This is a genomic window from Mesorhizobium sp. M1348, from assembly GCF_040317925.1.
Lineage (GTDB): Bacteria > Pseudomonadota > Alphaproteobacteria > Rhizobiales > Rhizobiaceae > Mesorhizobium.
Genome location: NZ_JAMYLH010000011.1, coordinates 124,855 through 151,474 on the forward strand (window position 1 = coordinate 124,855; position 26,620 = coordinate 151,474).

The 26,620-nt window shown below is 63.6% G+C and carries 28 protein-coding genes; 16 read left to right on the forward strand and 12 right to left on the reverse strand.

The features are described from left to right. Positions 1-12 precede the first annotated feature (12 nt). The gene (gene doeA / locus NKH13_RS19640; RefSeq protein WP_352913836.1) at positions 13-1,191 is read left to right on the forward strand and encodes an ectoine hydrolase DoeA; all 1,179 of its coding nucleotides are present in this window, start codon (positions 13-15) and stop codon (positions 1,189-1,191) included. 5 nt (positions 1,192-1,196) lie between these two features. Continuing rightward, complete coding sequence (gene doeB / locus NKH13_RS19645) at positions 1,197-2,198, forward strand: N(2)-acetyl-L-2,4-diaminobutanoate deacetylase DoeB (protein WP_352913837.1); 1,002 nt, start codon at positions 1,197-1,199, stop codon at positions 2,196-2,198. Here doeB and NKH13_RS19650 read toward each other — a convergent pair. After that, positions 2,195-2,860, reverse strand: a complete 666-nt coding sequence (locus NKH13_RS19650) for a GntR family transcriptional regulator (RefSeq protein ID WP_352913981.1) — start codon at positions 2,858-2,860, stop codon at positions 2,195-2,197. The genes doeB and NKH13_RS19650 overlap by 4 nt on opposite strands. Before the next feature lie 322 nt (positions 2,861-3,182). On the opposite strand from NKH13_RS19650, the gene NKH13_RS19655 reads away from it, so the two are divergent. From NKH13_RS19655 to atzF, 8 genes are read left to right on the forward strand one after another with little or no spacing between them, the layout of a single operon-like run. Next, the gene (locus tag NKH13_RS19655) at positions 3,183-4,310 is read left to right on the forward strand and encodes a BMP family ABC transporter substrate-binding protein (RefSeq protein WP_352913840.1); all 1,128 of its coding nucleotides are present in this window, start codon (positions 3,183-3,185) and stop codon (positions 4,308-4,310) included. Positions 4,311-4,330: 20 nt separating this feature from the next. After that, positions 4,331-5,455 (forward strand): ABC transporter permease, encoded by a 1,125-nt coding sequence (locus NKH13_RS19660; protein ID WP_352913842.1) that lies wholly within the window; start codon positions 4,331-4,333, stop codon positions 5,453-5,455. Then, positions 5,455-6,381: an ABC transporter permease gene (locus NKH13_RS19665; protein WP_352913845.1), complete on the forward strand. Its 927-nt coding sequence runs from the start codon at positions 5,455-5,457 to the stop codon at positions 6,379-6,381. The genes NKH13_RS19660 and NKH13_RS19665 overlap by 1 nt, the downstream gene beginning before the upstream one ends. A 14-nt stretch (positions 6,382-6,395) precedes the next feature. After that, entirely contained in the window at positions 6,396-7,097 is a 702-nt protein-coding gene (gene biuH / locus NKH13_RS19670; protein ID WP_352913847.1) for a biuret amidohydrolase, read from the forward strand. 4 nt (positions 7,098-7,101) lie between these two features. After that, on the forward strand, positions 7,102-8,640 hold the full coding sequence (locus tag NKH13_RS19675; RefSeq protein WP_352913849.1) for an ABC transporter ATP-binding protein: 1,539 nt from the start codon (positions 7,102-7,104) through the stop codon (positions 8,638-8,640). Next, complete coding sequence (locus NKH13_RS19680; protein ID WP_352913851.1) at positions 8,640-9,308, forward strand: cysteine hydrolase family protein; 669 nt, start codon at positions 8,640-8,642, stop codon at positions 9,306-9,308. Before NKH13_RS19675 ends, NKH13_RS19680 begins: the two co-directional genes overlap by 1 nt. Next, positions 9,301-9,651 (forward strand): cupin domain-containing protein, encoded by a 351-nt coding sequence (locus NKH13_RS19685; RefSeq protein WP_352913853.1) that lies wholly within the window; start codon positions 9,301-9,303, stop codon positions 9,649-9,651. The genes NKH13_RS19680 and NKH13_RS19685 overlap by 8 nt, the downstream gene beginning before the upstream one ends. Next, positions 9,648-11,456, forward strand: coding sequence for an allophanate hydrolase (atzF, locus tag NKH13_RS19690; protein ID WP_352913855.1), 1,809 nt, complete (start codon positions 9,648-9,650; stop codon positions 11,454-11,456). Before NKH13_RS19685 ends, atzF begins: the two co-directional genes overlap by 4 nt. A gap of 5 nt (positions 11,457-11,461) precedes the next feature. Here the strand turns inward: atzF and NKH13_RS19695 are convergent, their stop codons facing one another. Together NKH13_RS19695 and cueR are read right to left on the reverse strand one after the other, a co-directional pair. Beyond that, the gene (locus tag NKH13_RS19695; RefSeq protein ID WP_352913858.1) at positions 11,462-12,019 is read right to left on the reverse strand and encodes a cytochrome c; all 558 of its coding nucleotides are present in this window, start codon (positions 12,017-12,019) and stop codon (positions 11,462-11,464) included. Further along, positions 12,016-12,414, reverse strand: a complete 399-nt coding sequence (cueR, locus tag NKH13_RS19700; protein ID WP_254819466.1) for a Cu(I)-responsive transcriptional regulator — start codon at positions 12,412-12,414, stop codon at positions 12,016-12,018. Before cueR ends, NKH13_RS19695 begins: the two co-directional genes overlap by 4 nt. A 263-nt stretch (positions 12,415-12,677) precedes the next feature. Here cueR and NKH13_RS19705 point away from each other — a divergent pair, with 263 nt between their 5' ends. Genes NKH13_RS19705 through NKH13_RS19715 form a run of 3 tightly spaced genes read left to right on the forward strand, consistent with a single transcriptional unit; the run spans position 12,678 to position 15,672 of the window. Continuing rightward, positions 12,678-13,745 (forward strand): type III polyketide synthase, encoded by a 1,068-nt coding sequence (locus tag NKH13_RS19705; protein ID WP_352913860.1) that lies wholly within the window; start codon positions 12,678-12,680, stop codon positions 13,743-13,745. Continuing rightward, positions 13,742-14,455 carry a methyltransferase domain-containing protein gene (locus NKH13_RS19710; RefSeq protein WP_352913863.1) on the forward strand — a complete coding sequence of 238 codons (714 nt, stop codon included), beginning with the start codon at positions 13,742-13,744 and terminating at the stop codon, positions 14,453-14,455. Before NKH13_RS19705 ends, NKH13_RS19710 begins: the two co-directional genes overlap by 4 nt. Then, a complete protein-coding gene (locus NKH13_RS19715) occupies positions 14,452-15,672 on the forward strand; it encodes an NAD(P)/FAD-dependent oxidoreductase (protein WP_352913866.1) in 1,221 nt (406 codons plus the stop codon). The genes NKH13_RS19710 and NKH13_RS19715 overlap by 4 nt, the downstream gene beginning before the upstream one ends. A gap of 396 nt (positions 15,673-16,068) precedes the next feature. Here the strand turns inward: NKH13_RS19715 and NKH13_RS19720 are convergent, their stop codons facing one another. The 8 genes from NKH13_RS19720 to NKH13_RS19755 all read right to left on the reverse strand — a co-directional run bounded on the left by NKH13_RS19720 (position 16,069) and on the right by NKH13_RS19755 (position 21,699). After that, positions 16,069-16,635, reverse strand: a complete 567-nt coding sequence (locus tag NKH13_RS19720) for a hypothetical protein (RefSeq protein ID WP_352913868.1) — start codon at positions 16,633-16,635, stop codon at positions 16,069-16,071. After that, positions 16,632-17,411 carry a DsbA family protein gene (locus NKH13_RS19725; RefSeq protein WP_352913870.1) on the reverse strand — a complete coding sequence of 260 codons (780 nt, stop codon included), beginning with the start codon at positions 17,409-17,411 and terminating at the stop codon, positions 16,632-16,634. Before NKH13_RS19725 ends, NKH13_RS19720 begins: the two co-directional genes overlap by 4 nt. Before the next feature lie 51 nt (positions 17,412-17,462). After that, the gene (locus NKH13_RS19730) at positions 17,463-18,146 is read right to left on the reverse strand and encodes an SCO family protein (RefSeq protein WP_352913873.1); all 684 of its coding nucleotides are present in this window, start codon (positions 18,144-18,146) and stop codon (positions 17,463-17,465) included. 67 nt (positions 18,147-18,213) lie between these two features. Then, positions 18,214-18,726 carry a TlpA family protein disulfide reductase gene (locus NKH13_RS19735; RefSeq protein WP_352913875.1) on the reverse strand — a complete coding sequence of 171 codons (513 nt, stop codon included), beginning with the start codon at positions 18,724-18,726 and terminating at the stop codon, positions 18,214-18,216. A 22-nt stretch (positions 18,727-18,748) separates the two neighbouring features. Further along, entirely contained in the window at positions 18,749-19,189 is a 441-nt protein-coding gene (locus tag NKH13_RS19740; protein ID WP_023720628.1) for a DUF411 domain-containing protein, read from the reverse strand. A 28-nt stretch (positions 19,190-19,217) separates the two neighbouring features. Beyond that, complete coding sequence (locus tag NKH13_RS19745) at positions 19,218-20,648, reverse strand: multicopper oxidase family protein (protein ID WP_352718159.1); 1,431 nt, start codon at positions 20,646-20,648, stop codon at positions 19,218-19,220. A 130-nt stretch (positions 20,649-20,778) separates the two neighbouring features. Next, on the reverse strand, positions 20,779-21,186 hold the full coding sequence (locus NKH13_RS19750; RefSeq protein WP_352913878.1) for a hypothetical protein: 408 nt from the start codon (positions 21,184-21,186) through the stop codon (positions 20,779-20,781). Positions 21,187-21,273: 87 nt separating this feature from the next. Continuing rightward, positions 21,274-21,699 carry a MerR family transcriptional regulator gene (locus NKH13_RS19755; RefSeq protein WP_352718284.1) on the reverse strand — a complete coding sequence of 142 codons (426 nt, stop codon included), beginning with the start codon at positions 21,697-21,699 and terminating at the stop codon, positions 21,274-21,276. A gap of 66 nt (positions 21,700-21,765) precedes the next feature. Between NKH13_RS19755 and NKH13_RS19760 the strand changes: the two genes are divergently transcribed. Beyond that, positions 21,766-23,964, forward strand: a complete 2,199-nt coding sequence (locus NKH13_RS19760; RefSeq protein WP_352913882.1) for a heavy metal translocating P-type ATPase — start codon at positions 21,766-21,768, stop codon at positions 23,962-23,964. 31 nt (positions 23,965-23,995) lie between these two features. Then, positions 23,996-24,592, forward strand: a complete 597-nt coding sequence (locus tag NKH13_RS19765) for a cation efflux transmembrane domain-containing protein (protein WP_352913885.1) — start codon at positions 23,996-23,998, stop codon at positions 24,590-24,592. A gap of 212 nt (positions 24,593-24,804) precedes the next feature. Here NKH13_RS19765 and NKH13_RS19770 read toward each other — a convergent pair whose 3' ends face one another. Continuing rightward, positions 24,805-25,227 carry a cupin domain-containing protein gene (locus tag NKH13_RS19770; RefSeq protein ID WP_352913888.1) on the reverse strand — a complete coding sequence of 141 codons (423 nt, stop codon included), beginning with the start codon at positions 25,225-25,227 and terminating at the stop codon, positions 24,805-24,807. Positions 25,228-25,413: 186 nt separating this feature from the next. Between NKH13_RS19770 and NKH13_RS19775 the strand changes: the two genes are divergently transcribed. Continuing rightward, entirely contained in the window at positions 25,414-26,226 is an 813-nt protein-coding gene (locus tag NKH13_RS19775) for a class I SAM-dependent methyltransferase (protein WP_352718167.1), read from the forward strand. Positions 26,227-26,620 lie beyond the last annotated feature (394 nt).

Consider the following 26,620-nt stretch of genomic DNA (forward strand, 5'->3'; position numbering starts at 1 on the left):
GGACCAAGAACAATGCAGCCCAATTTGAAATTCTCGCGCGGCGAATTTGCGGAGCGCCTCGCCAAGACGCGGAAGGCGATGGAGGCCAAGGGCGTCGATCTGCTCGTCGTCAGCGATCCGTCCAACATGGCCTGGCTGACCGGCTATGACGGCTGGTCGTTCTATGTGCATCAGGCTGTCATCGTGCCGCCGTCGGGCGAGCCGGTGTGGTACGGCCGCGGCCAGGACGCCAACGGCGCCAAGCGCACCGCCTATCTCGCGCACGACAACATCGTCGGCTATGCCGACCACTACGTGCAGTCGACCGAGCGCCATCCGATGGATTTTCTGTCCAGCGTGCTCTCCGATCGCGGCTGGGGCAAGCTCAGCATCGGCGTCGAGATGGACAATTACTGGTTCTCGGCCGCTGCATTCGCATCGCTGCAGAAGCATCTGCCCAATGCCCGCTTCGTCGATGCCACCGCACTGGTCAACTGGCAGCGCGCGGTGAAGAGCCCGACCGAAATCGATTACATGCGCAAAGCCGCCCGCATCGTCGAGGCAATGCACCAGCGCATCGTCGACAAGATCGAAGTCGGCATGCGCAAATGCGACCTGGTCGCCGAGATCTATGATGTCGGCACGCGCGGCGTCGACGGCATCGGCGGCGACTATCCGGCGATCGTGCCGCTACTGCCGTCGGGCGCCGATGCATCGGCGCCGCATCTGACCTGGGACGACCGGCCGATGAAGTCGGGCGAGGGCACCTTTTTCGAGATCGCCGGCTGCTACAACCGCTATCACTGCCCCCTGTCGCGCACCGTTTTCCTCGGCAAACCGACGCAGGAGTTCCTCGACGCCGAAAAGGCGACGCTGGAAGGCATGGAGGCGGGGCTTGCCGCCGCCAAACCCGGCAACACATGCGAGGACATCGCCAATGCCTTCTTCGCGGTTCTGAAGAAATACGGCATCGTCAAGGACAACCGCACCGGCTATCCGATCGGGCTTAGCTATCCGCCGGATTGGGGCGAACGCACGATGAGCCTGCGTCCCGGCGACCGCACCGAGTTGAAGCCCGGCATGACCTTCCATTTCATGACCGGCCTGTGGCTGGAGACGATGGGGCTGGAAATCACCGAATCCATCCTGATCACCGAGACTGGCGTCGAGTGCCTGGCCAATGTGCCGCGCAAGCTGGTGGTGAAGAGTTGAGCCCGATGTCCAGCCTTCGCCCGTCACCGATCACGCCGACCATCGATTTCGAGCGCGACGGCACGCAGCACGGTTTCCTGCGCCTGCCTTACAGCCGCGACGATTCCGCTTGGGGCTCGGTGATGATCCCGATTTGCGTCATCCGTAACGGCAACGGGCCGAGCGCATTGCTCACCGGCGGCAATCATGGCGACGAATATGAGGGGCCGCTGGCGCTCTACGATCTCGCCCGCACGCTCGAGCCGAAAGACGTCAGCGGTACGGTGATCATCGTGCCGGCGATGAACTATCCGGCGTTCCGCGCCGGCACGCGCACCTCGCCGATTGACAAGGGCAATCTCAACCGCAGCTTTCCCGGCCGGCCCGACGGCACGGTGACCGAGAAGATCGCCGATTATTTCCAGCGCGAACTTCTGCCACGCACCGACATCGCGCTCGATTTCCACTCCGGCGGCAAGACGCTCGACTTCGTGCCGTTCTGCGCCGCCCACATCCGGCCCGACAAAATATTGGAGGAGAAGGGGTTCGCTGCCGTGGAAGCGTTCTCGGCGCCCTGGTCGATGAAGATGCTGGAGATCGACGCGGTCGGCATGTTCGACACCGCCGCCGAAGAGATGGGCAAGCTGTTCATCACCACCGAGCTCGGGGGCGGCGGAACTTCGCGCGCGGAAACCGTGCGGATCGCGCGTCGGGGCGTGCTCAATGTGCTGCGCCATTCCGGCATCGTCGCCGGCGCGATCGCGATGCAGCCGACCCGCTGGCTCGACATGCCGTCGGGCGATTGCTTCTCGTTCGCCGAGGACGACGGGATGATCGAAACGATGATCGATCTCGGCGAGCCGGTGGCAGAGAACCAGGTGCTGGCGCGCATCCATTCCATAGGCCGCACCGGCGGCGCTCCGCAGGAGATCAGGGCCAAAATGTCCGGTCTGTTGGCGGCGCGGCATTTTCCGGGGCTGGTCAAGGCCGGTGACTGTGCCGCCGTGGTGGCCGTGCTGGTCCCTTAAGGGTTAGGGGCCGATGTCGGAAACGGCTCGGTCTTGCCTTTGGGGCGGTCGCCGATGGCAAAGACGGCGCTCGCCTCGCTGACGATCGAGACATGATCCTTGGCGGCTGTTCCGGCAGCCGCACTGTCGCCGCGCATGATTGCAGTAACGATGGCGTCATGCTCCTGCCAGGACTGGGCCAGCCGCCCGGGCAGCATGAATTGCGCGCGCCGAAACGGCGCCAGGCGGCCACGGGTCATGACGGTCAGTTCATAAATGTGCTTGCTGTGGGCGCCGCGATAGAGCCGGGTGTGGAACTCGGTGTTGAAAAGCTCATACTCTTCTTCGGCACCGAGTTGGACAAAGCGCGCCGAGGCCTGATGCTCGGCCTCCAGCGTGCGGCGTTCGCCGGCCGTCATGCGCTCGGCCGAGAAGCGCGCGCAGATCGCTTCGAGCTCGGCCATGCTCTCGAACATCGAGGCGAGGTGCTCCTGCGTCACCACGGCGACGGTGGCGCCGCGGTTCGGCCGCCTTTCGACCAGCCCCATGGCGCTGAGCCGGCTGAGCGCTTCTCTGATCGGCGTACGTGAGACATCGAAGCGGGCAGCGAGCGAGGCTTCGTCGAGTTTTTCGCCGGGACGCAGGAACCCGGTGACGATCCGGTCGCTGATCGCCCTCACCATCTGATCGACGGTCGTGCCCGACCTGATCAAATTGCGCTTTCCAGACACGTCTCCTCCGTCCAGTCATTTCGCTAGAGCCGTAAGCCACTCACCGGCTTCGATTCCTCCGCAGCTCTGTATGCCTATGTTTTAGCCTTCATGTCAAATTGACGATTTTGGAGGCAAAAAGTGTATGCAATTGCTCCGGCTTTGTGCAGCTCACATCGGCACACTCATTGATATTGCTGAATAAATCCAATTCCTGAAACTGGCACGCTGATTGCATACACTTCTTTCATTGAGGTGTTAACCGGCCCCAAAGGCCCCACAGAGGGAGCATTCAATGTCCGAGAGATTCATGCTTAGCCGCCGCGACCTGCTCAAGACCTCCGCCGCCGGAGCGGCGCTCGGCCTTGCGTCCGCATCGTTTCCGATCAGCAGGGCCTTCGCCGCGACGGCCACCGTCGGCTTCATCTATGTCGGGCCAAAGGACGATTACGGCTACAACCAGGCGCATGCCGAAGGCGCCGCCACGCTGAAGGGGATCGAAGGCATTTCCGTCGTCGAAGAGGAGAACGTGCCGGAGACGGTCGACGTCCAAAAGACGATGGAATCGATGATCAATCTCGACGGTGCGTCGCTGATCTTCCCGACCTCGTTCGGCTATTTCGATCCGCACATGCTGGCCATGTGCGCGAAATTCCCCGACGTGCAGTTCCGCCATTGCGGCGGCATGTGGAACAAGGACAAGCATCCGATGAATGCCGGTTCCTATTTCGGCTATATCGGCATGGGCCAGTATCTGAACGGCGTCGTCGCCGGCCACACCAGCAAGACCAAGAAGCTTGGCTTCGTCGCGGCAAAGCCGATCCCGCAGGTGCTGCTCAACATCAATTCCTTCCTGCTCGGCGCGCGCTCGGTCGACCCGACAATCTCCTGCCAGGTGATCTTCACCGGCGAGTGGTCGCTGGCGGTCAAGGAGGCGGAGGCCACCAATGCGCTGGTCGACCAGGGTGCCGACGTCATCACCTGTCATGTCGACAGCCCCAAGGTGGTGGTCGAGACGGCGGCCGGGCGCGGCGCCTTCGTCTGCGGCTATCATGCCAACCAGAGCCCGCTGGCACCGGAAAAATACCTGACCGGCGCGGAATGGAACTGGGCCAAGGTCTACAAGATGTTCGTCGACGACCTGGTGGCCGGCACGCCGCTGCCCAATTTCACGCGCGGTGGCCTGGCCGACGGCTTCGTAAAGATGAGCCCGCTCGGCCCCGCCGTCGGCGATGCCGCCCGCAAGCAGTTCGACGGCAAGCTGGCCGAAATGATGAAAGGCGGCTTTTCGGTCATCAAGGGTCCGTTGAAGAGCAACAAGGGCGTCGTCGTCGCGACCGAGGGCCAGGCCTTCGTCGAGACCGCGCTCGAACTCGAAAGCATGGACTACCTAGTCGAGGGCGTCGTCGGTTCGACCGCCTGAACCGGATCGGAGACGGGGCCATGGCAGACACGGTCAGCACTGCGGGCGCACCGGCGCTGTTTGGCGCCAGGAATTATCCGGCAGCGCTCGAATGGGCGGCGCGGCGCGCGGAAGCCTTCGTCATACCGCTCGCGGCGCTGATCGTCGGCATGGCGCTGTTCAGCGTGTTCATCGCGCTGGTCGGCAAATCGCCGGTGCAACTCTACGAGACGATGTGGCGCGGCGGCTTCGGCTCGTGGTTCTCGATCCAGAACTCGCTGTCGCGGGCAGCACCGCTTTTACTGGCAGCGCTCTGCGTGGCGCTGCCGGCACGGCTCGGGCTCGTCGTGATCGGCGGCGAAGGCGCGATCGTGATGGGCGGCGTTGCCGCCGCCGCCATCGGCGTCGCGGCGAATGGCGCGCCGGCTTTTCTGGTCATCCTGCTGATGGGCGCGGCGGGCGTGGTCGCCGGCGGCATCTGGATCGGTGCCGTCGGCGCACTCCGCCACTACCGCGCCGTCAACGAAACCATCTCCAGCCTGCTGATGGCCTATATCGCCATCGCGCTGATGAACCATCTTGTCGAAGGGCCGCTGCGCGATCCGGCCTCACTCAACAAACCCTCGACCGAGCCGCTGGGGGATGCCTACCGCATCGGCAACATTCCAGGCATGGACGTGCACTGGGGCCTCGTCGTCGGTATTCTCGCCTGCGTCCTGTCCTGGCTGCTGATCGAAAAGACGCGCTGGGGGTTTGCCGCCCGCATCGCCGGCGGCAATGTCAGGGCGGCCCAGGTGCAAGGGCTTGCCGTCGGGCCGCTGATCGTCGGCTTCACCGGGCTGGCCGGCGGCTTTGCCGGGCTGGCCGGCATGCTGGAGGTCGGCGCCGTGCAAGGCAGCGCCAACGCCTCGCTCGCCGCCGGCTACGGCTATACCGGCATCCTCGTCGCCTTCCTCGCCCGCCACAATCCGCTCGCCATCATTCCGGTCGCTTTCCTGCTCGGCGGCATCGGCGCTTCCGGCGGACTGATCCAGCGCCGCATGGACCTGCCCGACGCCACCGTGCTGGTGCTGCAAGGCATGCTCTTCGTCGTCATCCTGTTCAGCGAAACCTTTTACGGCCGCTTCAAGGTCTTCAATCCCGATCTGTGGAAGAGGGGCTCCTGATGGACGCGACCGAGATCGGCCTGTGGGGCGTGCCGCTCGCCATTCTCGGCGGCGCCATCCGCGTTTCGACGCCGTTCATCTTCGTGTCGCTGGGCGAAGCCATTACCGAACGTTCCGGCCGCATCAATCTCGGCCTCGAAGGCACGCTGGTCTTCGGCGCAATGACCGCCTATGCGGTAGCAGTGGTGACCGGCTCGCCATGGCTCGGCCTGCTGGCCGCCGCCGGTGCCGGTCTTTGCTTCGGGCTGTTCCATGGCTGGATCTGCAAATTCCGTGGCGTTAACGACATCGCCATCGGTATCGCGCTGATGCTGTTCGGCTCGGGTCTCGCCTTCTTCTTCGGCAAGCCGTTCATCCAGCCCTCGGCGTCAGACCTGCCGGCCATCGCCTTCGGTGGCTGGTCGAACATTCCGCAGGTGCAGGCGGCGCTCAACGTCAACGTGCTGTTCCTGATTGGTGCCGCACTTGCGCTGTTCCTGTGGTGGGCGTTCCGCAACACCCGCGCCGGCCTGATCGTGCGCGTCGTCGGCGACAGCTCCGATGCGGCGCGCGCCATGGGCCTCAATCCGAACACCGTGCGCCTGCTTGCGACAGGTGTCGGCGGCGCGCTCGCCGGCATCGGCGGCGCCTATCTGTCGCTCTATTATCCCGGCAGCTGGACCGAACGCATCTCGTCGGGGCAGGGCCTGATGGCGGTGGCGCTGGTCATCTTCGCGCGCTGGAACCCGCTCGGCTGCTTTGCCGCGGCACTATTGTTCGGCGGTGCCGGCGCGCTAGGCCCGGCACTGCAATCGGTCGGGGTGACCCAGGGCTACTATCTCTTCTACGCCGCACCTTACATCCTCACGCTCATCATCATGATTGCCACCTCGTCGCCGAGCCGCACACTTGCCGGCGCGCCGGGCGAGTTGTCGATCACCAAATGACTGGAGTTTTTCCGATGAACGCCAGAGCCGAGATCACCCAGCGCTACATCGACGCCGATCCCTATCCATGGCCCTACAATGGCGAGCTGCGGCCGGACAATACGGCGCTGATCATCATCGACATGCAGACCGATTTCTGCGGGCCGGGCGGCTATGTCGATCATATGGGCTACGATCTTTCGCTGGTACGGGCGCCGATCGAGCCGATCAAGTCGGTGCTCGCAGCCATGCGTGCCAAGGGCTACACCATCATTCACACGCGCGAGGGCCACCGGCCCGATCTCGCCGACCTGCCGGCCAACAAGCGCTGGCGCTCGCGCCGCATCAATGCCGGCATCGGCGACCCCGGACCTTGCGGGCGCATCCTGGTGCGCGGCGAACCCGGCTGGGACATCATCCCCGACCTCTATCCGGCGGCGGGCGAACCGATCATCGACAAGCCGGGCAAGGGATCGTTCTGCGCCACCGATCTGGAGCTGATCCTGCGCCAGCGCGGCATCGAAAACATCGTGCTGACCGGCATCACCACCGATGTCTGCGTCCACACGACGATGCGCGAGGCCAATGATCGCGGCTTCGAATGCGTGATGCTGGAGGATTGCTGCGGCGCGACCGACTACGGCAACCATCTCGCTGCAATCAAGATGATCAAGATGCAGGGCGGGGTGTTCGGCGCGGTGTCGAGCTCGGCGTCCTTCGTCGCGCAACTGCCGTGAGGACATGATCTTGAGCGGGAGCATCGGCAAGAAGGCCGTCGGCGTCGAGACCATCGGCATGACCATGCGCTTCGGCGCCTTCACCGCGCTGGACGACGTCTCGATCAAGGTGCCGGCGGGATCGTTCCATGCGCTGCTCGGCGAAAACGGTGCCGGCAAGTCGACGCTGGTCAAATGCATGATGGGTTTTTACCAGCCGACTTCCGGCGACATGCTGGTCGACGGCCGCGAGGTCGCGATCGCCAGTCCGAAGGACGCCTCGGCGCTCGGGCTCGGCATGGTCTACCAGCATTTCACGCTCGTCCCGTCGCTGACGGGTGCGGAGAACCTGGTCATTTCGCGCGAGAAGGTGCCTGGCGTCATCGACTGGCGCAAGGAGCGCGCCGCGCTTGCGCAATTCATGCAGCGTATGCCGTTCAAGCTGCCGCTCGACGTCAAGGTGGCGGAACTTGCGGCCGGCGAGAAGCAGAAGCTCGAAATCATCAAGCAGCTCTATCTCGGCCGCAGTTTCCTGGTGCTCGACGAGCCGACTTCGGTGCTCACCCCCGGCGAGGCACAGGAAGTGCTTGGGCTGGTGCGCGACATGACCAGGACCGGCGACCTCACCGCGCTAATGATCTCGCATAAATTCCACGAGGTGACGGCCTTTGCCGACGACATCACAGTGCTGCGCAAGGGCAGGCTGACCGGAACCGGGAAGGTCTCCGAACTTTCCCACAAGCAAATGGCGGCGATGATGATCGGCGACCAACCGATTGCAGCGCTCGACAGCCGCGCCCCGGTGCCGGCCGGCGCCAGGCAGGTCCTGACGGTAAAATCGCTGAGGGCACCCGACCGAACCGGCCTGAAAACAATCGACATCAGCGAGCTCGACGTGAAGTCCGGCGAGATCGTCGGCGTCGCCGGCATCTCCGGCAACGGCCAGAAGGAGTTTCTCGAAGTCCTTGCCGGACAGCGGGCGCGCAATGGCGGCGACGTTCTGGTGAAAGGCTCGCCCTATGGCGCCAGCCGTGGCGAGGGGCGCACGCTCAATGTCCGCTTCATTCCGGAGGAGCCGTTGCGCAATGCCTGCGCACCGAAGATGACGGTGGCGGAAAACATGGCCTTCCGCACCTTCGACCTCAACGAGGCCGGCAAGCCGGTCAACTGGATCAGGATGAGCGCGATCAGGGTCTACGCGGCCCGTCTGGTCGAACAGTTCAAGGTCAAGACGGCCTCGCTCGCTTCGCCGATTTCGTCGCTGTCGGGCGGCAATGTGCAGCGCGCGGTGCTGGCGCGGGAACTGACCGGCGACGTCGACTTGCTCATCGTGTCGAATCCCTGCTTCGGCCTCGACTTCTCCGCCGTCGCCGAAATACGCGCCCGCATCATGAAGGCGCGCAATGCCGGCGCCGCAGTGCTCCTTATGTCGGAGGACCTCGATGAACTGCTCGAGCTCTCGGACCGCATCTTCGTCATGTCGGACGGCGCGCTGGTCTACGAGACGCCGATCGCGCAGGCGAGCGTGCAGACGATCGGCGAGCACATGGCGGGACATCACTGATGGCGGAGATTGAGGCGCTGCCGTTTCCGTTTGCCTTCAGGCCTGAGGCGACGGCGCTGGTCGTCATCGACATGCAGCGTGATTTCGCCGAACCCGGCGGCTTCGGCGCCAGCCTCGGCAATGACGTCAGCCGGATCACGGCGATCGTGCCGACGGTGAAAAGGCTGATCGAGGGATTTCGCGCCGCCGGCCTGCCGGTCATCCACACGATGGAGTGCCACAAGGCAGATTTTTCGGACCTGCCGCCGGCCAAGCGCAATCGCGGCAATCCGTCGATTAGGATCGGCGATGTCGGTCCAATGGGCCGTGTGCTGATCGTCGGCGAACCGGGAACGGCGATCCTCGATGAACTCGCACCATTGCCTGGCGAGATCGTCATCGAAAAACCGGGCAAGGGCGCGTTCTATGCCACCAGCTTCGGCGATGACCTGAAGCGGCTCGGCGCACAGCAACTGGTCTTTGCCGGAGTGACGACGGAGGTCTGCGTGCAGACGACGATGCGCGAGGCCAACGACCGCGGTTATGAATGCCTGCTCGCCGAGGATGCGACGGAGAGCTATTTTCCGGAGTTCAAGGCGGCCGCGCTGGCGATGATCAGGGCGCAGGGCGCCATCGTTGGCTGGACGGCAACGACCGATCAGGTGCTCGAGGGGATTGCCAATGCCTAACCTTGCCTTTGCCGGCCTCCTCAATGGTGGCTGGCGCGATCTGCCGTTCGAGCATTTCCGCGATGGCATTACGGCGCACTGGCTGCTCAAGGGCGGACCGACAGAACCGTCGGTCGCGATCCTGAACTACCGGCCGGGCGCCAGCGTGCCGCGTCACCGCCACGCCGGGCTGGAAACGATCATCGTGCTGGAAGGCACGCAGAGCGACGAGAACGGCGATTATGCCGCGGGCAGCGTGATCCTGAACCCGGTCGGAACCGAGCATTCGGTGTGGACAAAAGACGGCTGCGTCGTGCTCATCCAGTGGAACCTGCCGGTAGTCATTCTGGGCGAGGCCGAATGAGCGACATCCGCTTCGATATAGCGAGCTTGCACGCTGCCTATCAGGCCGGCGTCAGCATCGGCGAGATGATCGACGCGGTCCATGCGCGGCTTGCGGCGGCCGATGACCCGGGCATCTTCATCCATCTCGCGAGCAGGGCGGAGATGCTCGCCGAAGCGGAAAGGCTCGGCCCATTCGATCCGGTGGCAAAGCCGCTGTGGGGCGTGCCATTCGCGGTCAAGGACAACATCGATGTTGCCGGCATGCCGACGACGGCGGCTTGCGCGGAATATGCCTACTTGCCGGCGAAAGACGCCACCGTCGTCGCGCGGCTCAAGGCCGCCGGCGCACTGGTCGTCGGCAAGACCAATCTCGACCAGTTCGCCACCGGCCTGGTCGGCGTGCGCACGCCCTATCCAATCCCGAGGAATGCGATCGACCCGAAACTGGTGCCTGGCGGCTCATCGTGCGGCTCGGCCGTGGCGACGGCGCGTGGCATCGTCTCGTTCGCGCTCGGCACCGACACCGCCGGTTCGGGGCGCATTCCCGCCGGCCTCAACAACATCGTCGGGCTCAAGCCAAGCGTCGGCGCGCTATCAGCCGCCGGCGTCGTGCCGGCCTGCCGGACACTCGACTGCGTCTCGGTCTTCGCGCTCACCGTCGACGACGCTTACAGCGTGTTCGAGGTCGCGGCGGCAAGGGACGACGCCGATCCCTATTCGCGCGACCTCGGTGTCCAGGCCTTTGCCGCGCGCCCGCCGGTGCTGACTGTCGGCGTGCCGGCCAGGGCCGACTGGACCTTCTTCGGCGACCAGGCGATGCAGGCGGGTTTCGAGGCCGCTCTTGCCTCGCTGGAGACGCTGGGCTGCAGGCTGGTCGAAATCCCCTTCGGCGATTTCTACGCCACGGCCAATCTGCTTTACGAAGGCGCCTGGGTAGCCGAGCGTTACGCCGCGATCAGGGACTTCATGGATGCCAACGAGGCCGCCATGCATCCGGTGACGCGGCAGATCATCGGCGGTGCGCGAAAACTTTCCGCAGCGGACGCTTTTAAGGGGCTCTATGCCTTGCAAGGCTATAAGGCCAAGCTTGCGCCGGTCATCGCCTCGGTCGATCTTCTCTGTGTGCCGACCGCGCCGACGCATTACACGGTTGAAGCGGTGTTGGCTAACCCCATCGTCACCAACAGCCGGCTCGGCACCTACACCAATTTCGTCAACCTGCTCGACATGTGCGGCATCGCCGTGCCGAGCGGAACCCGCAGCGACGGTCTGCCGATGAGCGTCACCTTGCTTGCCGCGGCGGGCAAGGACCACCTGACGGCCTCGCTTGCTCGCGATATCCATGCGGCAAGCGGCCTTGCGCTGGGCGCTACAGGCTGGCCGCTGCCGCAGCGTGGCGATCCTCGCGTGGACGTGGACGAAGGCACGATCGAACTGGCCGTGGTCGGCGCGCATCTATCGGGGATGGCGCTGAACGGCCAGTTGCAGCAGCTCGGCGCGATTTTCGCCCGGGCTGCGAGAACGGCGCCGCTCTATCGGCTTTACGCGCTCGCCGGCCAGTCGGTGCCGCGGCCGGGGCTCGAGCGGATCTGCAATGGCAAGGGGGCAGCGATCGAGGTTGAAGTCTGGCGGCTGTCGCCGCAAGCCTTCGGCCGCTTTGTTGCCGCGATCCCGCCGCCGCTCGGCATCGGGACGCTTCTGCTCGACGACGGAACTTCGCCGAAAGGCTTCCTCGTCGAAAGTGCCGGCCTTACCAATGCAGAGGAGATTTCGCATTTCGGCGGCTGGCGCAATTTTATTTCGGCTCAGCTGCAGCGGAGCTGACGCTATCACTCGACCTTTTGCCGGAACTTCGAGTGGCAGCTCGAGCAATCCTGCAAGATGAGATGCAGGAGGTGCTCCGCCGGCAATTTGGCAGGATCGGCTTCCGCGAGCCCCGGCCGCTTGCCAAGCAGGCTGCCGCCGCCCATCGCCAGGCCGGAACCCATTCTCATGTCGTCGGTGATATGCGGTGGTGCCCGCTCGGCGTCGGAAGCCAGGGCGCCGGCCAGCGTTCCGATGTGGCGAGCCAGCCCTTCGAACTCCGCGCGGGCGGGGTCGATATCCGGCTTGGCGCCTGAAGGTGCACCCAACGTCGCACTGGGGAATTCGGCAATCAAGGCAGGGCCGGTGCGGGCGCGGATTGTCTCGGCCGCCGCCTTGAAAGCCGCGGCGTCATAGGCCTGCTTGCCGTCGAACATCCCGGCGATCGCCTTTGCCGCCGCGGCCATTTCCTTCATCGAGGCCTGGCGAGCCTCGATGACCGCATCACGGCTCGAATGGGCGGCAGCGAGCACGACAGAGACGCAGGCAAGCGACAGCACCGTTACAGCGGCTGCGAGCCTCACTGGGCCACGCCTTGTCCCGCCAACTCGTCGATGATCGGGCAATCCGGCCGCTCGTCACCGTGGCAGTGACTGACCAGATGGTGGAGCAAGCCGCGCAATCCGACCAGTTCGGCGATCTTCCTGTCGATCTCCACCAGTTTGGCTTTCGCGATCGCCTTCACGTCGGCGCTGTCACGTTCCCTGTCTTGGTACAGCGACAGCAGCTGGCGGCATTCGTCGACCGAAAACCCCAGGCTTCGCGAGCGCTGCAGGAACCGCAGCCGGTGAATATCGGCCGTCGAGTAATCGCGATAGCCATTGTCTGTCCGGGCCGGGTGCAAGAGCCCAATATCCTCATAGTAACGGATCGTCTTGGCCGGCAGGCCGGATTTCTCGGATGCGACGCCGATGTTCATGGTGGAAAATCTCCTTTGTGGGGGAAATAGACCTTCCAGTAGATGGAAGGTCAACATGATGTGGCGATTTTGGATGCCCGATGCAACCGCCCGTCGGCTCCAACCGTTTGCCTGCCAACAGCCATACTGAACCTTCGGGAAGAAATCAGCTTTCGAAAACGTTTATCGAACAGCGCTCAAAACCCGGCGTCCGACACCGGGTGCCGATGAGCAAGGACCCTCCGGCGGCACGCTACACCGTGCATACGCCGAGGAGACAGAATATGCCGGTCAAAGCGTATATCAACCGGATCGCGACGGCGGTGCCGGAGCACGAGGTCCATCAATTCTACCTGCGTTTCGCGGCCTCCATGCTCGCGGCCAATCGCCGGAGACTCTTCGAACGCATGGCCGATCTTGCCGGCATCGAGCACCGCTATTCCTGCTTTGCGCCGGCGTCCGACCCTGAAGGACCGTCTGCCGACCTGGCCGGGACCTTCATCCGGGGCGCCTTTCCCGGAACCGCCATGAGAATGGCTATGTTCGACGATGCCGCACCTGTTCTGGCGCAAAAGGGCATCGACGGATTGCAGCTTGGCGACGACGCTTCCCGCATCACCCATCTCATCGTCACCACCTGCACCGGTTTTTCGGCGCCGGGCATCGACCTCGAGCTGGTTGCGCGTTGCGGGCTGCCGGATACGGTTGAACGCACGATGATCGGCTTCATGGGTTGCTACGCGGCGATCAACGGTCTCAAGCTGGCGCACCACATCGTCCGCTCGGACCCGCAAGCCAAGGTCCTGCTGGTCAATATCGAACTCTGCACGATGCATCTGCGCCAAACCACCGAGTTGGAAAAGCTGCTGTCGTTCTGCCTCTGGGGCGATGGCTGTGCGGCCACGCTCGTCACCGCCGAGCCAGCCGGCATCGAGCTCGACAGCTTTCACTGTCTAGTGGCGAGGGAGCGGCGGGATCTGATGCGCTGGAATATTCGCGACCACGGCTTCGAAATGGTTCTTTCCGGCCAGGTGCCGGCGGCGATTCATGAAGCGTTGCGGAACAACCAGGCCGCCATCCTCGGCAGCCGGCCGACCGAGGCGATCGACCTATGGGCCGTGCACCCGGGTGGACGTTCGGTTCTCGACGCCGTCGAAAGGGCCTTGAAACTGGAACCCACCGCGCTGGAACCATCGCGCGAGGTGTTGCGCCGGTATGGGAACATGTCGTCTGCGACCGTCATGTTCGTGATGAAAGAGATGCTGAAGGCGCCACCCGGCCTGCTCGGCTGCGGCATGTCGTTCGGGCCGGGATTGACGGCCGAAACCATGCTCTTTCGAACGGTGTCATGAGCGGCCTGGAGCATCGGCAGCTTGCGCCGGAAATCCTCGACGGACTTGCGGCCGACGATCCGCGAGCGCTGACCGCGCGTCGCGACCTTCGGCGCATCAACATGCTGATGTTTCAGGTGCCGATCATGACGTCGTTGCTGAAGAGGTTTGTGCCAAAATCGCCACGCCGCATCCTGGAGATCGGCGCCGGCGATGGCTCCTTCATGCTCGCGGTGGCGCGGCGCATGGCCAGGCATTGGCCTGGGGTCGAACTGGTAATGCTCGACCGCGTCGACCTCGTCACTGCGCAATTGCGCGGTGATTTTGACAGGTTGGGATGGAAGGCCGAAGGCGTCACCGCCGATGTCTTCGACTGGGCAGAAAAGATCGAGGGCGCACGGTTCGACGCCGTCACCGTCAATCTGTTCCTGCATCACCTCGATGATGCACAGCTCATGCATCTGTTTTCGCTGATTAGGCCGAAAGCCCCGTTGCTCCTGGCGACAGAGCCGTTGCGGGCGAAACTGGCGCTGACCGCGACCCATCTTCTCCCGGCAATCGGCGCCAACGACGTCACACGGAACGACGCGGCGCAAAGCGTGCGTGCCGGCTTTCGCGGTAGCGAGCTTTCCGGCCTCTGGCTTGCGGCCAGCGGCAAGCCGGTCGAGGAGCGGCGCGCCGGCCTCTTCTCCCATATCTTCGTCGGCGCCAGTGCCGGCAGCGACTCATGACGCGATTGTCGACTCATGACGCGATCGTCATCGGTGCCGGCCCGGCGGGCACCTCCGTCGCGCTCACGCTGGCCCGGCGCGGATGGGCGGTGGCAATTGTGGAAAAGACCGAGTTCCCGCGCCGCAAGGTCTGCGGCGAATATATCTCGGCAAGCAATCTTGCGCTTCTCGACCGGCTGGAGATCGGCGACGCCTGGCGTGCCAATGCCGGCCCCGAAATCCGCCGCGTCGGCTTGTTTTCCGGCGAGACCTGCGTCGAGGCGGCAATGCCACGTGCAGGAGCTGGGCCACGTGCAAAAGATGGCTTCGGCCGGGCGCTCGGCCGGGACATTCTCGATTCCCTGCTTTTGCTGGCGGCACGCTCGGCGGGTGTCGAAATCTTTCAGCCCTGCCGCGCCGTCGCTATCGAGCGGGATGGCGAGATGCAAAGGGTGCGAATTCAAGCCGGGGACGAAACGGCGATGTTGCGTGCGCCGGTGATTGTCGCCGCACACGGCTCCTGGGACCCGGGACCACTGCCCAGCCAGCCCGCAAAGGCCAATCGCCCGTCGGACCTGCTCGGCTTCAAGGCGCATTTCACCGGGTCGTCGCTCGTGCCGGATTTAATGCCTCTGCTGGCCTTCCCCGGCGGCTATGGCGGCATGGTCTCGGCGGATCATGGCCGGTTGTCGATCTCGTGCTGCATCCGCCGCGATATGCTCGCGCGGTTACGCAAACAACATGGCCCCAAACACCGGAGCCATGTGTCGGCCGCCGATGCGGTCTCCCGCCATCTCGTGGACTCATGCCGGGGCGTGAGAGACGCCCTGGAACCGGCGCTTCTCGACGGTCCGTGGCTTGCCGCAGGTCCGATCCGGCCGGGAATTCGCTCCTGCTACGAAGGGGACATCTTCCGCGTCGGCAACGCAGCCGGAGAGTCTCATCCTGTCATCGCCGAGGGCATCTCGATGGCGCTGCAGTCCGGCTGGCTGCTGGCCTGCGAACTCGCATCCGCGCCAAGTGGCCGGGCAGGGCGCGAGGCCGCCGCCAGACGCTATGAGGCGGCCTGGAAAAGACTGTTCTCGACACGGGTCTACGCTGCCGCGGCCCTCGCCGGAATTGCCCTTCGCCCGGGCAGCGCTACCGTGATGGCGGCGATCGTCCGGAATTTCCCGCAGGCACTGACACTGGGCGCGCAACTGAGCGGCAAGACCAAGCCGGTTCCCGGCTTTGCCTGACGAGGGGTGGGGCGTCGTGCTGCCCTGGTCGCCTTACATGCCACGGCGGCAACCGGCGGCAACATGGGCCCTTCTGTTGGGAATTTGCTACCGTATGGTCGTAGGCGCCCTACGGGCTTCAGGTTCGCAGGTATTTGACCAGCGCTGCAATCGCGAGCAAGAGGGCGACGAACACCAGGACCCAGACGAGCGCCATGCCGCCCATCATCCACGTACCCATTGGACCATTCATCATTGCAATCACCTTTACGGTCAGTGAAGGCCCGCCTTCGTCGGTAAGCATCGGCGACTGCGAAGGCAATTAGCTCGCCGTGGAATTCGGTCAAGACGACCAGGAAACCGATCGGCCGCCCGTCGCCTTGTCCCGCTAACCGGAAGTGTCCTGTCCTTGCCGTCTCACATACCTCCGCCGCAGCCGTCCGAGAGATCCCAGACGTCGACGACCTGCTTGCCGGTGAAACCGTGCTCGCGGATCAGGAACTTCGCCAATCCGCCATACACTTTCCAGCGCCAGCATTGGCAGCAGCAAGGGCCTTTCTCGTTGGAATTAGCCATCGCATAGTCATAGGCCTGCTGCTCGTCGCCGGAGAGTTTCACATCGTAGTAGGGCATCATCTTCTGTGCGATGCCGGCCGGAATATCGTACGGATCGCTTGGAATCATCGCGATCTCGCGGTACCTGGCCAGGCCGCTCACCTGCTCGGCATAGCGCTTCGTCTCCATAGGGCTGCAGCACGAGCCCGTGATCCGCGACATCGCCGGCATGGTCGCAATCGACTTCGTGAACTTGGCCGAACACGTGCTGTTGCCGTTCTGGCTGAGATATTTGAAACGGCGCACCAGATCGGAATCCTCCGCGGCGATCGCCAAATCCGGCCCCTTGAGCAAGCCGACGACCGCAGCGACGCCAAAGGCGCTGCCCAGAACAACCGTCCGGCGGGTTGGATAGCATATCCGGCTCATTTGCTTTTCCTCGCCTGCTCGATCAGTTTCTTCATCGTTGCGAGGTCGGTCGCGCCGGGGAAAATCTGCTCGCCAACGACGAAGCTTGGCGTTCCGCTGATCTTCAGCGCCTGGGCCAGTTGCGTATTCCGGTCGATCGACGCCTGGATATCGGGCCGCTGCATGTCGGTCTTCAGTTTAGCCACGTCGAGCCCGACGTCGGCAGCCACCTTCAGCACGACCGCTTCGGTCACCCGCGTCTTCACCGCATACAAGGCCTTGTGGAATGCCATGTATTTGCCCTGGCGCATTGCGGCGAGAGCCGCCTTGGAAGCAAATACGGAATCCGTGCTGAGGATCGGGAATTCCTTGTAGACGATCTTGAGCTGCGGATCGTCGGCCACGGCTTGCGCCATGATCGGCGCAACCTGCCGGCAATAGGGGCAGTTGTAGTCAAAGAACTCGACCATGGTGACGTCGCCTTCGGCGTTGCCGCCGACTGGGCTCGCCGGGTCCCGGAAGATATCGTCGGCCTTCGCCACCAGGGCGGCTTTCGCCTCTTTTGCCGCAGCCTCGCGCTGGCGGGCATCGAGGCTCTGCAGCGCCTCCATGACGACCTCGGGATGCGCGAGGATATAGTCGTGGATGCGCTGGTCGAACTGGTCCTGGGACATCTCGACGGCGGCGATCGCCTGGTCGTGGAGACCGAGCGCGAGCCAGACCGTCGCACCGGCCAGGACGAAGGCACGGGCCATTTTGCCGATGGCTCCGGGCAATGGATTGGACTTGTGGATCACAGGGTTCTCCTTCCCTCTGTTTCGCCGGACCGCCGGCATGTGAATGGTGCCTCAGAATATGCCCTTGATCTTCGCCCACCATCCCGTTTCCGGCTCATGGTGCGGGCGCTCGACATTGTTGGTGAGCGCATTGACGAAGGTGACGAGATTGACCGCAGCGAAATTCAGGCCATGGAAATTCGCCCGCCAGCGGCCCTCCTTGTCGATCACATGGGTGACGGTGCCGTGCATCTGATAACCATCATCCGTCAGCGTGAACTTGTGGCCGAAGGCCTCCGCCAGTCTGCGGGTCGCATCTTCCGGCTGATCCGCCGTCGTGGTCAGGAACAGCCAATTGACGGGGTCGAGCCCGTGCGCCGGCCCGTATTTGCTGAGCACGTCCGGCGTGTCCCTGGCAGGGTCGGTGGTGATGGTCACAAAGGTGACCTGGCCCTTCATCGGCGTGCCGTTCACCATTTTCTGGACTTCGGCGATCTTCTCGGCGTGCAGGGGGCACACATCCGGGCACGATGTGTAGATGAAGTGGAGGACGACCACCTTGCCGCGCAGGTCTGCCGTTCGCACGACACGCCCATCGGCGGTGCGCAGCGTGAAATCAGGTGCCGGCTTGTCGATCGTCTGGAAATATTTCTCGTCGCCCTCAAGCATGGCGTCGATTTCGTCGAGTGAGTGGGCTTGGGCCTGATACGAAAAGCCCACGGCCAGCGCCGCAATGGCAATTACGCCCAGCAGCAAACACCTCCACTCGTTCAAAGCCGTTGCGACGCAGCGAGCCTTCAACCCGGACATATCTGTTCCTTTCTCACTCGGCGGCGATGCGGCTGCGGATGAAGTCGACCATGTCGGGCGCGTCCCATTCGGCCGGCCCAATCAGCCGGCCGATCTCCTTGCCATCGCGATTGATCAGCAGGGTTGCCGGAAGACCGACGGAGCCGATGGCGAACATGGCCTTGCCCGAGGCATCGATGTTGAGGGCGAGGTGCTTGATGCCGATCTCGGCAAAGAACTTCTTCACAATCTCAGGACCGGCACGGTCCATGGACAGCGCGACGACCTCGAAATCCGGACCGCCGAGTTTGGCCTGCAGCCGATCGAGCGTCGGCATCTCCTTGCGGCAGGGCGCGCACCATGTCGCCCAGACGTTGAGCAGCACGACCTTGCCGTGGAAATCCGCAAGCGTTTTCGGCTTGCCATTGCCGTCCTTGAAGCTGATTTCCGGCACGGGGACAGGCGCCTCGTGAACGACAAAGTTCTGCGGCGGCTCAGCGGCTGATACCGGCAGCGAAAATGCCAGCAGCATGCCAATCAGGACCATGGCCAGTTTGCTCACAACAGCCTCACTCGGTCGCGTAGACGGTGGGTGCCTTGCCGTCCTTGGTGAAGGCGTAGACGACAAAGGGGCCTTGCTTCTCACCACCCATGCCTGGAGCGCCCGTCGGCATGCCGGCCAGCGTTATGCCGGTGATGGCCGGGCGTTCGGTCAAAAGCTTCTTGACGATCTCGACCGGCACCAGGCCATCGACGACATAGCCGTCGACCATCAGCGTGTGGCAGCCTTCGAGGTCGGCCGGCACGCCGGCATCGCTGCTGATCTGAGAGAGATTGTTGACCGGCTTGATGTCGACCTTGAAGCCGTTGTGCTCGAGATAGTTGGCATAGGATTCGCAGCAGCTGCATTGCGGGTTCTTGTACATCACGGCGTTGATCGTGGCGGCGAAGGCGGGCAGCGGCGTTGCGATCAGCAGGGACAGTGCGGCTAGGCGGTAGGTCAGTTTCATTGCAGTTCTCCTTGGTTGGATAAAGCTTTCAGGTCACGCGGAACACTGTCATCAGGCCGGCCATCTGGTGATCGGCGACATGGCAGTGCAGCATCCAGTCACCGGGATTGTCGGCAACGAAGGCGCATTCGATCGTGTCCTTGGGGGCGAGCAGCACCGTGTCCTGCCATTGCCGGTGCGGTACCGGCGAGCCGTTGCGCGAAAGCACCGACAGGCTGAAGCCGTGGACGTGCATGGGATGCCACCAGGCGGTTTCGTTGCGGATGGTGAGACGGCAGGTGGCGCCGCGCGACAGCGTGAACTGCGGCGCCATTCCAGCGTGGCCGTCGCCGGTCATCGACATGCCGTTGATTGCCCAGGCGGCGCCGTTCATGCCGGGCATCGCCATGCCCATCATGCCGCCGACGCCGGCCAGCTTGCCGCCGCCCATCATGCCACCCTGCAGGACGATTTCATGCCGTTCGGCCTTGGCCAGGTCGGGGGCCGGCAGCGGATTGGCCGGCAGGCGAAGCGGCGCATCGAGAGGATGGTCGCGCAGCGCTCCGGCGTCATAGGCGAGCGTGGTCAGGGTGTAGGCGAGGCCATCGTAGTAATCGTCGATCACCGCATGCCGGCTGCCTGGGTCGCCCTGCAGGTCGAGTACGACATCAATGCGCATGGCGGGCGCAAGCACCAAGCGTCCGCCCTCCGGCTCATGCGGGTCGCAGGGCTGGCCGTCGATGGCGACGATGATCGGACGGTGGCCTTCGAAACGCAAAGCCATGATGCGAGCGAGTGACGCATTGGCCAGCCGCAACCTGACGCGCTCGCCGGCCTTCACGGTCAGGTCGGCCGGCGGTGCACCGTTGACGGTGACGACATTGCCGACACGGCCCGACATCGCCGCATCCATCATGTTGCCGAAGCCGGCAGCGATTTGCCCATCCTTGGTGAGCCGCCAGTCCTGCAGCAGCCATAGAAGCTCGCGGTCGACCGCGACCGGTTCGGCTTCCTCGACGATGAGTACGCCGGCCAGCCCGCGGCCGAGCTGCACGAGGCTGTCGGCATGCGGATGGTACCAGAAGGTGCCGGCATCGGGCGGGGTGAACTCGTACACGAAATTTTCGCCCGGCCTGATCGGCGGTTGGGTCAATCCCGGCACGCCATCCATGGCGTTTGCCAAGCGGATGCCATGCCAGTGAACCGTGGTGTCCTCGTCCAGTCCGTTCTCGACGATGATGCGAGCGGGCTGCCCCTGGCGCAAGCGCAGTGTCGGGCCTGGGACCGTGCCATCATAGGCCCATACCGGAGTGCGCGGACCATCGGGGCCGGTGAGCCGTGCCTGGCCTGGCGCCACCCTGATCCGGTGTTCGCCGGTAGCCAGCGCCAGTGCAGGGCGGATCGCTGCGGAGGCGGCAATGCTCGCCGCCGCAAACAGGAATTTGCGGCGCGTTATGAACGGACTTGAAACGGAATTCACCCTTGTGACCCTTGCGGTAACCGACGGCGAACATCGCGACATCGATTGCATTGCTGCCGCGCCCGTTGCGCAGTACGCGCAACCGGGCGATCAAACGCCGCCAATCAGCCGCGGAACGGCAGAAACGGCGTCAGACGAGAGCGCTGGGTCTTGGAGGGAATGGCTCGGGCAGTAGACTTCGCCCGTGCAGGAACGCGGCGGGAAGCGCCGGCGGCAGCTCGGGCCGCAGCAGTCCCGTCATGGGGAGAGCTTCCGGCAGCACCGCCAGAACCGGTGCGACGCAGGTCGGCGCACATTGCATCGATTTGTCATTGTCGGCCGAGTTCTTGAGGCACGCGTTGCAGTCGCCGCCCTTGGCATCGGCCATCTTGGCCATATCGGCGTCGGTGGTGCCGGTATCTGTGGCCATGATCATGCGGCTGTCGATCGCCATCCTCGCCGACATGACGGCAGCCTGAGCGGCGGACAGGCTGAACCCGGCGGTCACGAGGAACGCGAGCAGCATGACCAGGAGGCGTTTTGGCGACAGGCGTGCCATCATCCGCTCAGGTTGACTGCAAAGTGCGGCTTTTGCAAGCTCCGCATGCCGCGACATCGGCGCTGGTGCGAGTTCTGGTCCGGCAAATCAATGGTGAGGACCCTCCCATTGATCGTGGTCTGACAGCACCTCGATAACACGGCATTCGCAGACTTTCCCTTGCCGGCAGCCCTCAACCATCAGCTCCAGCTCAATCTTCAATGCGGTAAGGCTGCGTATTCGCTGGACGACCTCGGCCAGACGGGCTTGGGCGATGGCGTCGGCGGTTCCACATGGCTGATTGGGATTATCCTGCAACGTCAGCAGCGTCCTGATAGCCTCGATCTCGAACCCAAGCTCGCGCGCGTGTCTGATGAAGGCGAGCCGGCGCAAGTCGGCCGCTTCATAATGCCGGCGATTGGCTTCGCTGCGGGCAGGCGCTGGAAGCAAATCGATCTGCTCATAGTAGCGGATGGTTGGAACCTTCACGCCGCTGCGTCGGGCTGCTTCACCGATGGTCACACCTGCTGACATTTTTTCGCTTGCTCCTCTAGTCACTAGAGGATGTAGCGTCGCGATCGAAGACGCAAGAGGTTCACCATGGCTGCGACCAAACAACAGACCCGCTACCGCGTGGAAGGCATGGATTGCGCCAGCTGTGCCAGCAAAATCGATACCCTCGTGCGGCGGATGCCTGGTGTGCAGGATGTTAGCGTATCCGTTTCGGTAGGCACTCTGACGGTCATTCATACTCCCGAAAGCAATCTTGACGCGATCGCGAGGAAAGTCACCGGCCTCGGCTACGCTGTTGCTCCGCTGACCGCCAAGTCTGGAGCGCCGGCCTCCGATCAATTGGCCGACCATGACCACAGAACGCACAGTCACGACAAGAAATTAGCGGGATTGCATGGCAACAATGATGCGCCGATGTCGGGGCCATGGTGGAACAGCGCCAAGGGCCGCCTGACCATCGCCAGCGGCGTCGCACTGGCGGTGGCTTTCGCGGTTCATGACGCCTGGCCCGCGACCGGCCCATGGGCCTTCATCGCCGCCATGCTGCTCGGCCTGGTGCCGATCGCGCGCCGAGCGGTCATGGCCGCAGTCGCCGGCATTCCGTTCACAATCGAAATGCTGATGACCGTGGCGGCCGCCGGCGCCGTAATCATCGGCGCCGGCGAGGAAGCGGCGACGGTGGTCCTCCTGTTCCTAATCGGCGAATTACTGGAAGGGGTGGCCGCTGGGAAGGCACGTTCTAGCATCCAGGCGCTCACCACACTGGTTCCCAAGACGGCGCTAGTCGAAGTGGATGGGACGAGCCGCGAGGTGCCGGCCGAAAGTCTGTCCGTAGGGGACATCATTCTGGTGCGGCCCGGTGATCGGATTCCGGCTGATGGCGAGATCACCGAGGGTGACAGCGCCATTGATGAATCGCCTGTGTCGGGTGAAAGCGTCCCGGTTCGTAAAGTAGTTGGCGACACGGTTTTTGCCGGCACTATCAACGGCGACGGCGTGCTGCGCGTCAAGGTGACGGCGGCCGCCGCCGACAACACGATTGCACGGGTCGTCAAGCTGGTCGAGGAGGCGCAGGAAAGCAAGGCGCCCACCGAGCGCTTCATCGACCGTTTCTCGCGCTGGTACATGCCCGGCGTGGTCGCCGTCGCGGCGCTCGTGGCGATCACGCCACCGCTGCTCGTTGGCGGCGATTGGAACGAATGGATTTACAAAGGTCTGGCGCTGCTGCTCATCGGCTGTCCGTGCGCGCTGGTCATTTCTGTGCCGGCGGCAATTGCGGCGTCGCTTTCGGCGGGCGCCCGGCGCGGCCTGCTGATGAAGGGCGGCGCGGTGCTGGAAGGGCTCGGCACCATCACTGCCGTGGCGCTCGACAAGACCGGCACGCTGACGCTCGGCAAGCCGCAGGTCACCGACGTGGTTACAGTCGGCGCCAGTGAACGCGAGATCCTTTCCCTGGCGGCAGCGCTCGAGACCGGTTCCAGCCATCCGATGGCCCAGGCCATTCTGCAAAGGGCCAATGCTGACAAGGTTCCGGTGCCACCTGCTGTCGAGGCCAGGGCGATTGGCGGCAAGGGCGTCGTCGGTCGCGTCGGCGGCAAGAGCCTGTTTCTGGGCTCGCCGGCCGCTGCCGGCGAAAAGGCGCCGCTGCCAGCCGACCTGGCCGCACGCATCACGGCACTGAACGATGAAGGAAAATCGGTGTCGGTGCTGCTAATCGACGACGCTCTTGCCGGCTTCATCGCCATGCGCGACGAACCCCGGCCGGACGCGTTCGCCGGGCTGAAGGCGCTGACTGACGCTGGTATCAAAACAGTCATGTTGACCGGTGACAACAAGCGCACCGCCGCTGCCATCGGCAAGCAACTCGGCATCGAGGTGCTCGCCGGATTGTTGCCGGAAGACAAGCAGCGCATCGTTGTCGAGTTGAAGGGGCAGGGGCTCAGGGTCGCCAAGGTCGGAGATGGCATCAACGATGCGCCGGCACTTGCGGCGGCCGATCTCGGCATCGCCATGGGTGGCGGCACCGATGTGGCTCTTGAAACGGCTGACGCAGCGGTGCTGCATGGACGCGTCGGCGACGTCGCCGCCATGATCAGGCTGTCCCAAGCAACCATAGCAAACATCAAACAGAACATTACAATGGCATTGGGGCTGAAGGCGGTGTTCCTGGTGACGACGATCGCCGGTATCACCGGCCTGTGGCCGGCCATTCTCGCCGACACCGGGGCGACGGTCCTGGTGACAGCCAATGCCATGCGGCTGTTGCGCTGGAAGAGCAGCTGGTAAGAGCGTCAACGCCACCACATCAGGACAGGCCATGCAGCAAGCTATTACGTCGGACGGCCTTCGCCGGGTGGTGCTTGTCGTCGCGCTGCTGAACCTTGGTTATTTCGGCATCGAATTCGCCGTGGCGCTGGCGATCGGCTCGGTGTCGCTGTTCGCCGATAGCGTCGATTTTCTGGAAGATGCCTCGGTCAATCTCCTCATACTGCTCGCCATGGGATGGTCGCTGCGTGCCCGCTCGCGGGTCGGCATGGCGCTGGCGCTTATCCTTCTGGTGCCGGGCCTGGCGACGCTGTGGACCGCGTGGGAAAAGTTCAACATGCCGGTGCCGCCGCAGCCAACGGCCCTGACGCTGGCGGGGTTGGGCGCCTTGGCGGTCAACCTGTCATGCGCCTACATGCTGGCGCGCTACCGCCACCACAGCGGCAGTCTTACCAGGGCGGCATTCCTCTCGGCCCGCAACGACGCCGTCGCCAACATCGCGATCATACTGGCCGGGTCGGTGACGGCCTTCCTATGGCGCTCGGCATGGCCGGATCTGATCGTCGGCCTGGGAATCGCGGCACTGAATGCAGATGCGGCGCGCGAGGTCTGGGAGGCCGCTCGGGAAGAGCACCGGGCCATTTCGTGAATCCAAACGCTCAGCGCGCTGCCGGCTTGCGAATGCGGCGATGCAGGGGCGCCAATGCAGGGGCGCAGACCGGCCTGCAGTGATCCAGAAACTGCGTGATCTCTAATATAAACGCACACTTGCAAAGCGGACCGAGGGAGAAACCGCCACGAACATCATCAAAAAGGCCCGCGTCTCCGACGAGGACGCGGGCCGGCTTTCGTTGGCATGCGCTAGGCAGGTATCAAGACGGCGATACGGTGGATGCCGACCACCTTGCTCGTGTTGGCTGCCGCTTCGGTCTTACCCTTGGAGCAGGTATACATGTCACCTTCCTTGAGCTTGAATTCCTTGTCGGCTTTCTTGATCGTGAATTCACCGGCGGTAATGGTGCACACCATGTCGTTGTCCATTACCATTGCAGGAGCGGCTGCTCCCGGCTGAAAGACCACATCGACGATTGAGATGCTCTTGTAGGCGGGGATGTCGGAATTGCCGGTGCCGACCTCAACCACCCTGACGCCGGGGGCTATTTCCTTGCCTTCCTTCGGGCCGTATTTCTTGACCTTTGCAGCAGCCGCCAGCGTGAACAAAGGCGTTACCGCGGCCGCTGTCACGCCGAGCGCAATCGCAGATCTGCGATTTATGGTTTTCATCGCATCCTCCCATTATATTGGCCACGCACCAATGCGCATGGCCACAATATATTAGCACATTTGCAGTTAATTGCAGCACGGCGTTTGGGAGCTTCCGGGAGCGAACCGCCTCGCGGTCGAATGCGACCGAAACACAAACATTCCATGCTATGCTAACGAGCATCAAACGGGCGACGGGGGATAGCAATGTTGGAAACGGACAAGGTGTTCGCTGGCTCGATTCCGGAAAACTACGACCGCTATATGGTGCCGTTGATTTTCGAGCCGTTCGCCGCTGATCTTGCACAACGAGCAGCGTCCTTGTCGCCAAGCGCCGTTCTGGAAACCGCCGCGGGCACCGGGGTTGTCACCCGCGCATTGGCGCCAAAGCTGTCCCCCGATGCAAGCTATGTCGTAACCGACCTCAACCAGCCGATGCTCGACTACGCCGCTTCGCGGCAAGCTCCCGACGATCGCATCAAATGGCGTCAGGCTGATGCTCTGGCGCTACCGTTCGAAAATGCGGCCTTCGATCTCGTTTGTTGTCAGTTCGGCGCGATGTTCTTTCCCAACCGCTCATCTGCCTACCGCGAAGCCCGGCGAGTCCTGAAACCCGGAGGACATTTTCTATTCAGCGTATGGGATCGCATCGAAGAGAATGTATTCGCGGACGATGTGACGAATGCTCTGGCGAGGATTTTTCCGAACGATCCGCCGCGCTTTCTGGCACGCACGCCGCATGGCTACCACGATACGGCACTGATCCGTAGCGAGCTGGAGGACGCAGGGTTTTCCGGTGTGGTGATCGAGACGAGGGCCGAACAAAGCCGTGCCTCCTCGCCGCGCCTTCCAGCCGTTGCTTATTGCCAGGGCACTCTCCTTCGCAACGAAATCGAGGCCAGAGAGGCGGGAAAACTGGACGCTGCAACCGACTATGCCGCAGCCGCCATTGCAGACAGGCATGGCAGCGGCGAGGTTGCTGCCAAAATCCAGGCTCACATAGTGGTGGCTGTGGTCTAGGTGTTGGATATCCCGCTCCAGCACTTGGCGACATTCAGCTGCTGTGCGGCAAACATCTTGCCGCTGTCCCGAATTCTCAGACGTTAACCGTTCATTCGCCCGAGTGGCAGGTCGACAAATGCCAAGTCGATAATCGCCGGTTTGACCGATCGCCGGGGCTTGATGGCGGCGGCTGCCGGCCACGCGATTCTGGTCGGCCTGGCTTCACTTTGGCAGCCACGGCCGACTCCGCCCAGCAAGGTCTAGTCATTTCGCTTTCTTGACTCGGCCGACAAAAACGGGCAGCAAAGTCATCATTGGAGGGCAGTTTTGCCAACTATGCAGGTTTTGGAGGGCGTTTTCGGTGTGACCGTCGCCCAATCGGCGGTCGGTAGAGGGATTGGTTAACCAACTT

Coding starts and splice junctions, on each gene's coding strand:
- doeA (WP_352913836.1), top strand. CDS start 13: ATGCAGCCCAATTTGAAATTCTCGCGCGGCGAATTTGCGGAGCGCCTC.
- doeB (WP_352913837.1), top strand. CDS start 1,197: ATGTCCAGCCTTCGCCCGTCACCGATCACGCCGACCATCGATTTCGAG.
- NKH13_RS19650 (WP_352913981.1), bottom strand. CDS start 2,860: ATGGTGAGGGCGATCAGCGACCGGATCGTCACCGGGTTCCTGCGTCCC.
- NKH13_RS19655 (WP_352913840.1), top strand. CDS start 3,183: ATGTCCGAGAGATTCATGCTTAGCCGCCGCGACCTGCTCAAGACCTCC.
- NKH13_RS19660 (WP_352913842.1), top strand. CDS start 4,331: ATGGCAGACACGGTCAGCACTGCGGGCGCACCGGCGCTGTTTGGCGCC.
- NKH13_RS19665 (WP_352913845.1), top strand. CDS start 5,455: ATGGACGCGACCGAGATCGGCCTGTGGGGCGTGCCGCTCGCCATTCTC.
- biuH (WP_352913847.1), top strand. CDS start 6,396: ATGAACGCCAGAGCCGAGATCACCCAGCGCTACATCGACGCCGATCCC.
- NKH13_RS19675 (WP_352913849.1), top strand. CDS start 7,102: ATGATCTTGAGCGGGAGCATCGGCAAGAAGGCCGTCGGCGTCGAGACC.
- NKH13_RS19680 (WP_352913851.1), top strand. CDS start 8,640: ATGGCGGAGATTGAGGCGCTGCCGTTTCCGTTTGCCTTCAGGCCTGAG.
- NKH13_RS19685 (WP_352913853.1), top strand. CDS start 9,301: ATGCCTAACCTTGCCTTTGCCGGCCTCCTCAATGGTGGCTGGCGCGAT.
- atzF (WP_352913855.1), top strand. CDS start 9,648: ATGAGCGACATCCGCTTCGATATAGCGAGCTTGCACGCTGCCTATCAG.
- cueR (WP_254819466.1), bottom strand. CDS start 12,414: ATGAACATCGGCGTCGCATCCGAGAAATCCGGCCTGCCGGCCAAGACG.
- NKH13_RS19705 (WP_352913860.1), top strand. CDS start 12,678: ATGCCGGTCAAAGCGTATATCAACCGGATCGCGACGGCGGTGCCGGAG.
- NKH13_RS19710 (WP_352913863.1), top strand. CDS start 13,742: ATGAGCGGCCTGGAGCATCGGCAGCTTGCGCCGGAAATCCTCGACGGA.
- NKH13_RS19715 (WP_352913866.1), top strand. CDS start 14,452: ATGACGCGATTGTCGACTCATGACGCGATCGTCATCGGTGCCGGCCCG.
- NKH13_RS19720 (WP_352913868.1), bottom strand. CDS start 16,635: ATGAGCCGGATATGCTATCCAACCCGCCGGACGGTTGTTCTGGGCAGC.
- NKH13_RS19735 (WP_352913875.1), bottom strand. CDS start 18,726: ATGGTCCTGATTGGCATGCTGCTGGCATTTTCGCTGCCGGTATCAGCC.
- NKH13_RS19740 (WP_023720628.1), bottom strand. CDS start 19,189: ATGAAACTGACCTACCGCCTAGCCGCACTGTCCCTGCTGATCGCAACG.
- NKH13_RS19750 (WP_352913878.1), bottom strand. CDS start 21,186: ATGGCACGCCTGTCGCCAAAACGCCTCCTGGTCATGCTGCTCGCGTTC.
- NKH13_RS19755 (WP_352718284.1), bottom strand. CDS start 21,699: ATGTCAGCAGGTGTGACCATCGGTGAAGCAGCCCGACGCAGCGGCGTG.
- NKH13_RS19760 (WP_352913882.1), top strand. CDS start 21,766: ATGGCTGCGACCAAACAACAGACCCGCTACCGCGTGGAAGGCATGGAT.
- NKH13_RS19765 (WP_352913885.1), top strand. CDS start 23,996: ATGCAGCAAGCTATTACGTCGGACGGCCTTCGCCGGGTGGTGCTTGTC.
- NKH13_RS19770 (WP_352913888.1), bottom strand. CDS start 25,227: ATGAAAACCATAAATCGCAGATCTGCGATTGCGCTCGGCGTGACAGCG.
- NKH13_RS19775 (WP_352718167.1), top strand. CDS start 25,414: ATGTTGGAAACGGACAAGGTGTTCGCTGGCTCGATTCCGGAAAACTAC.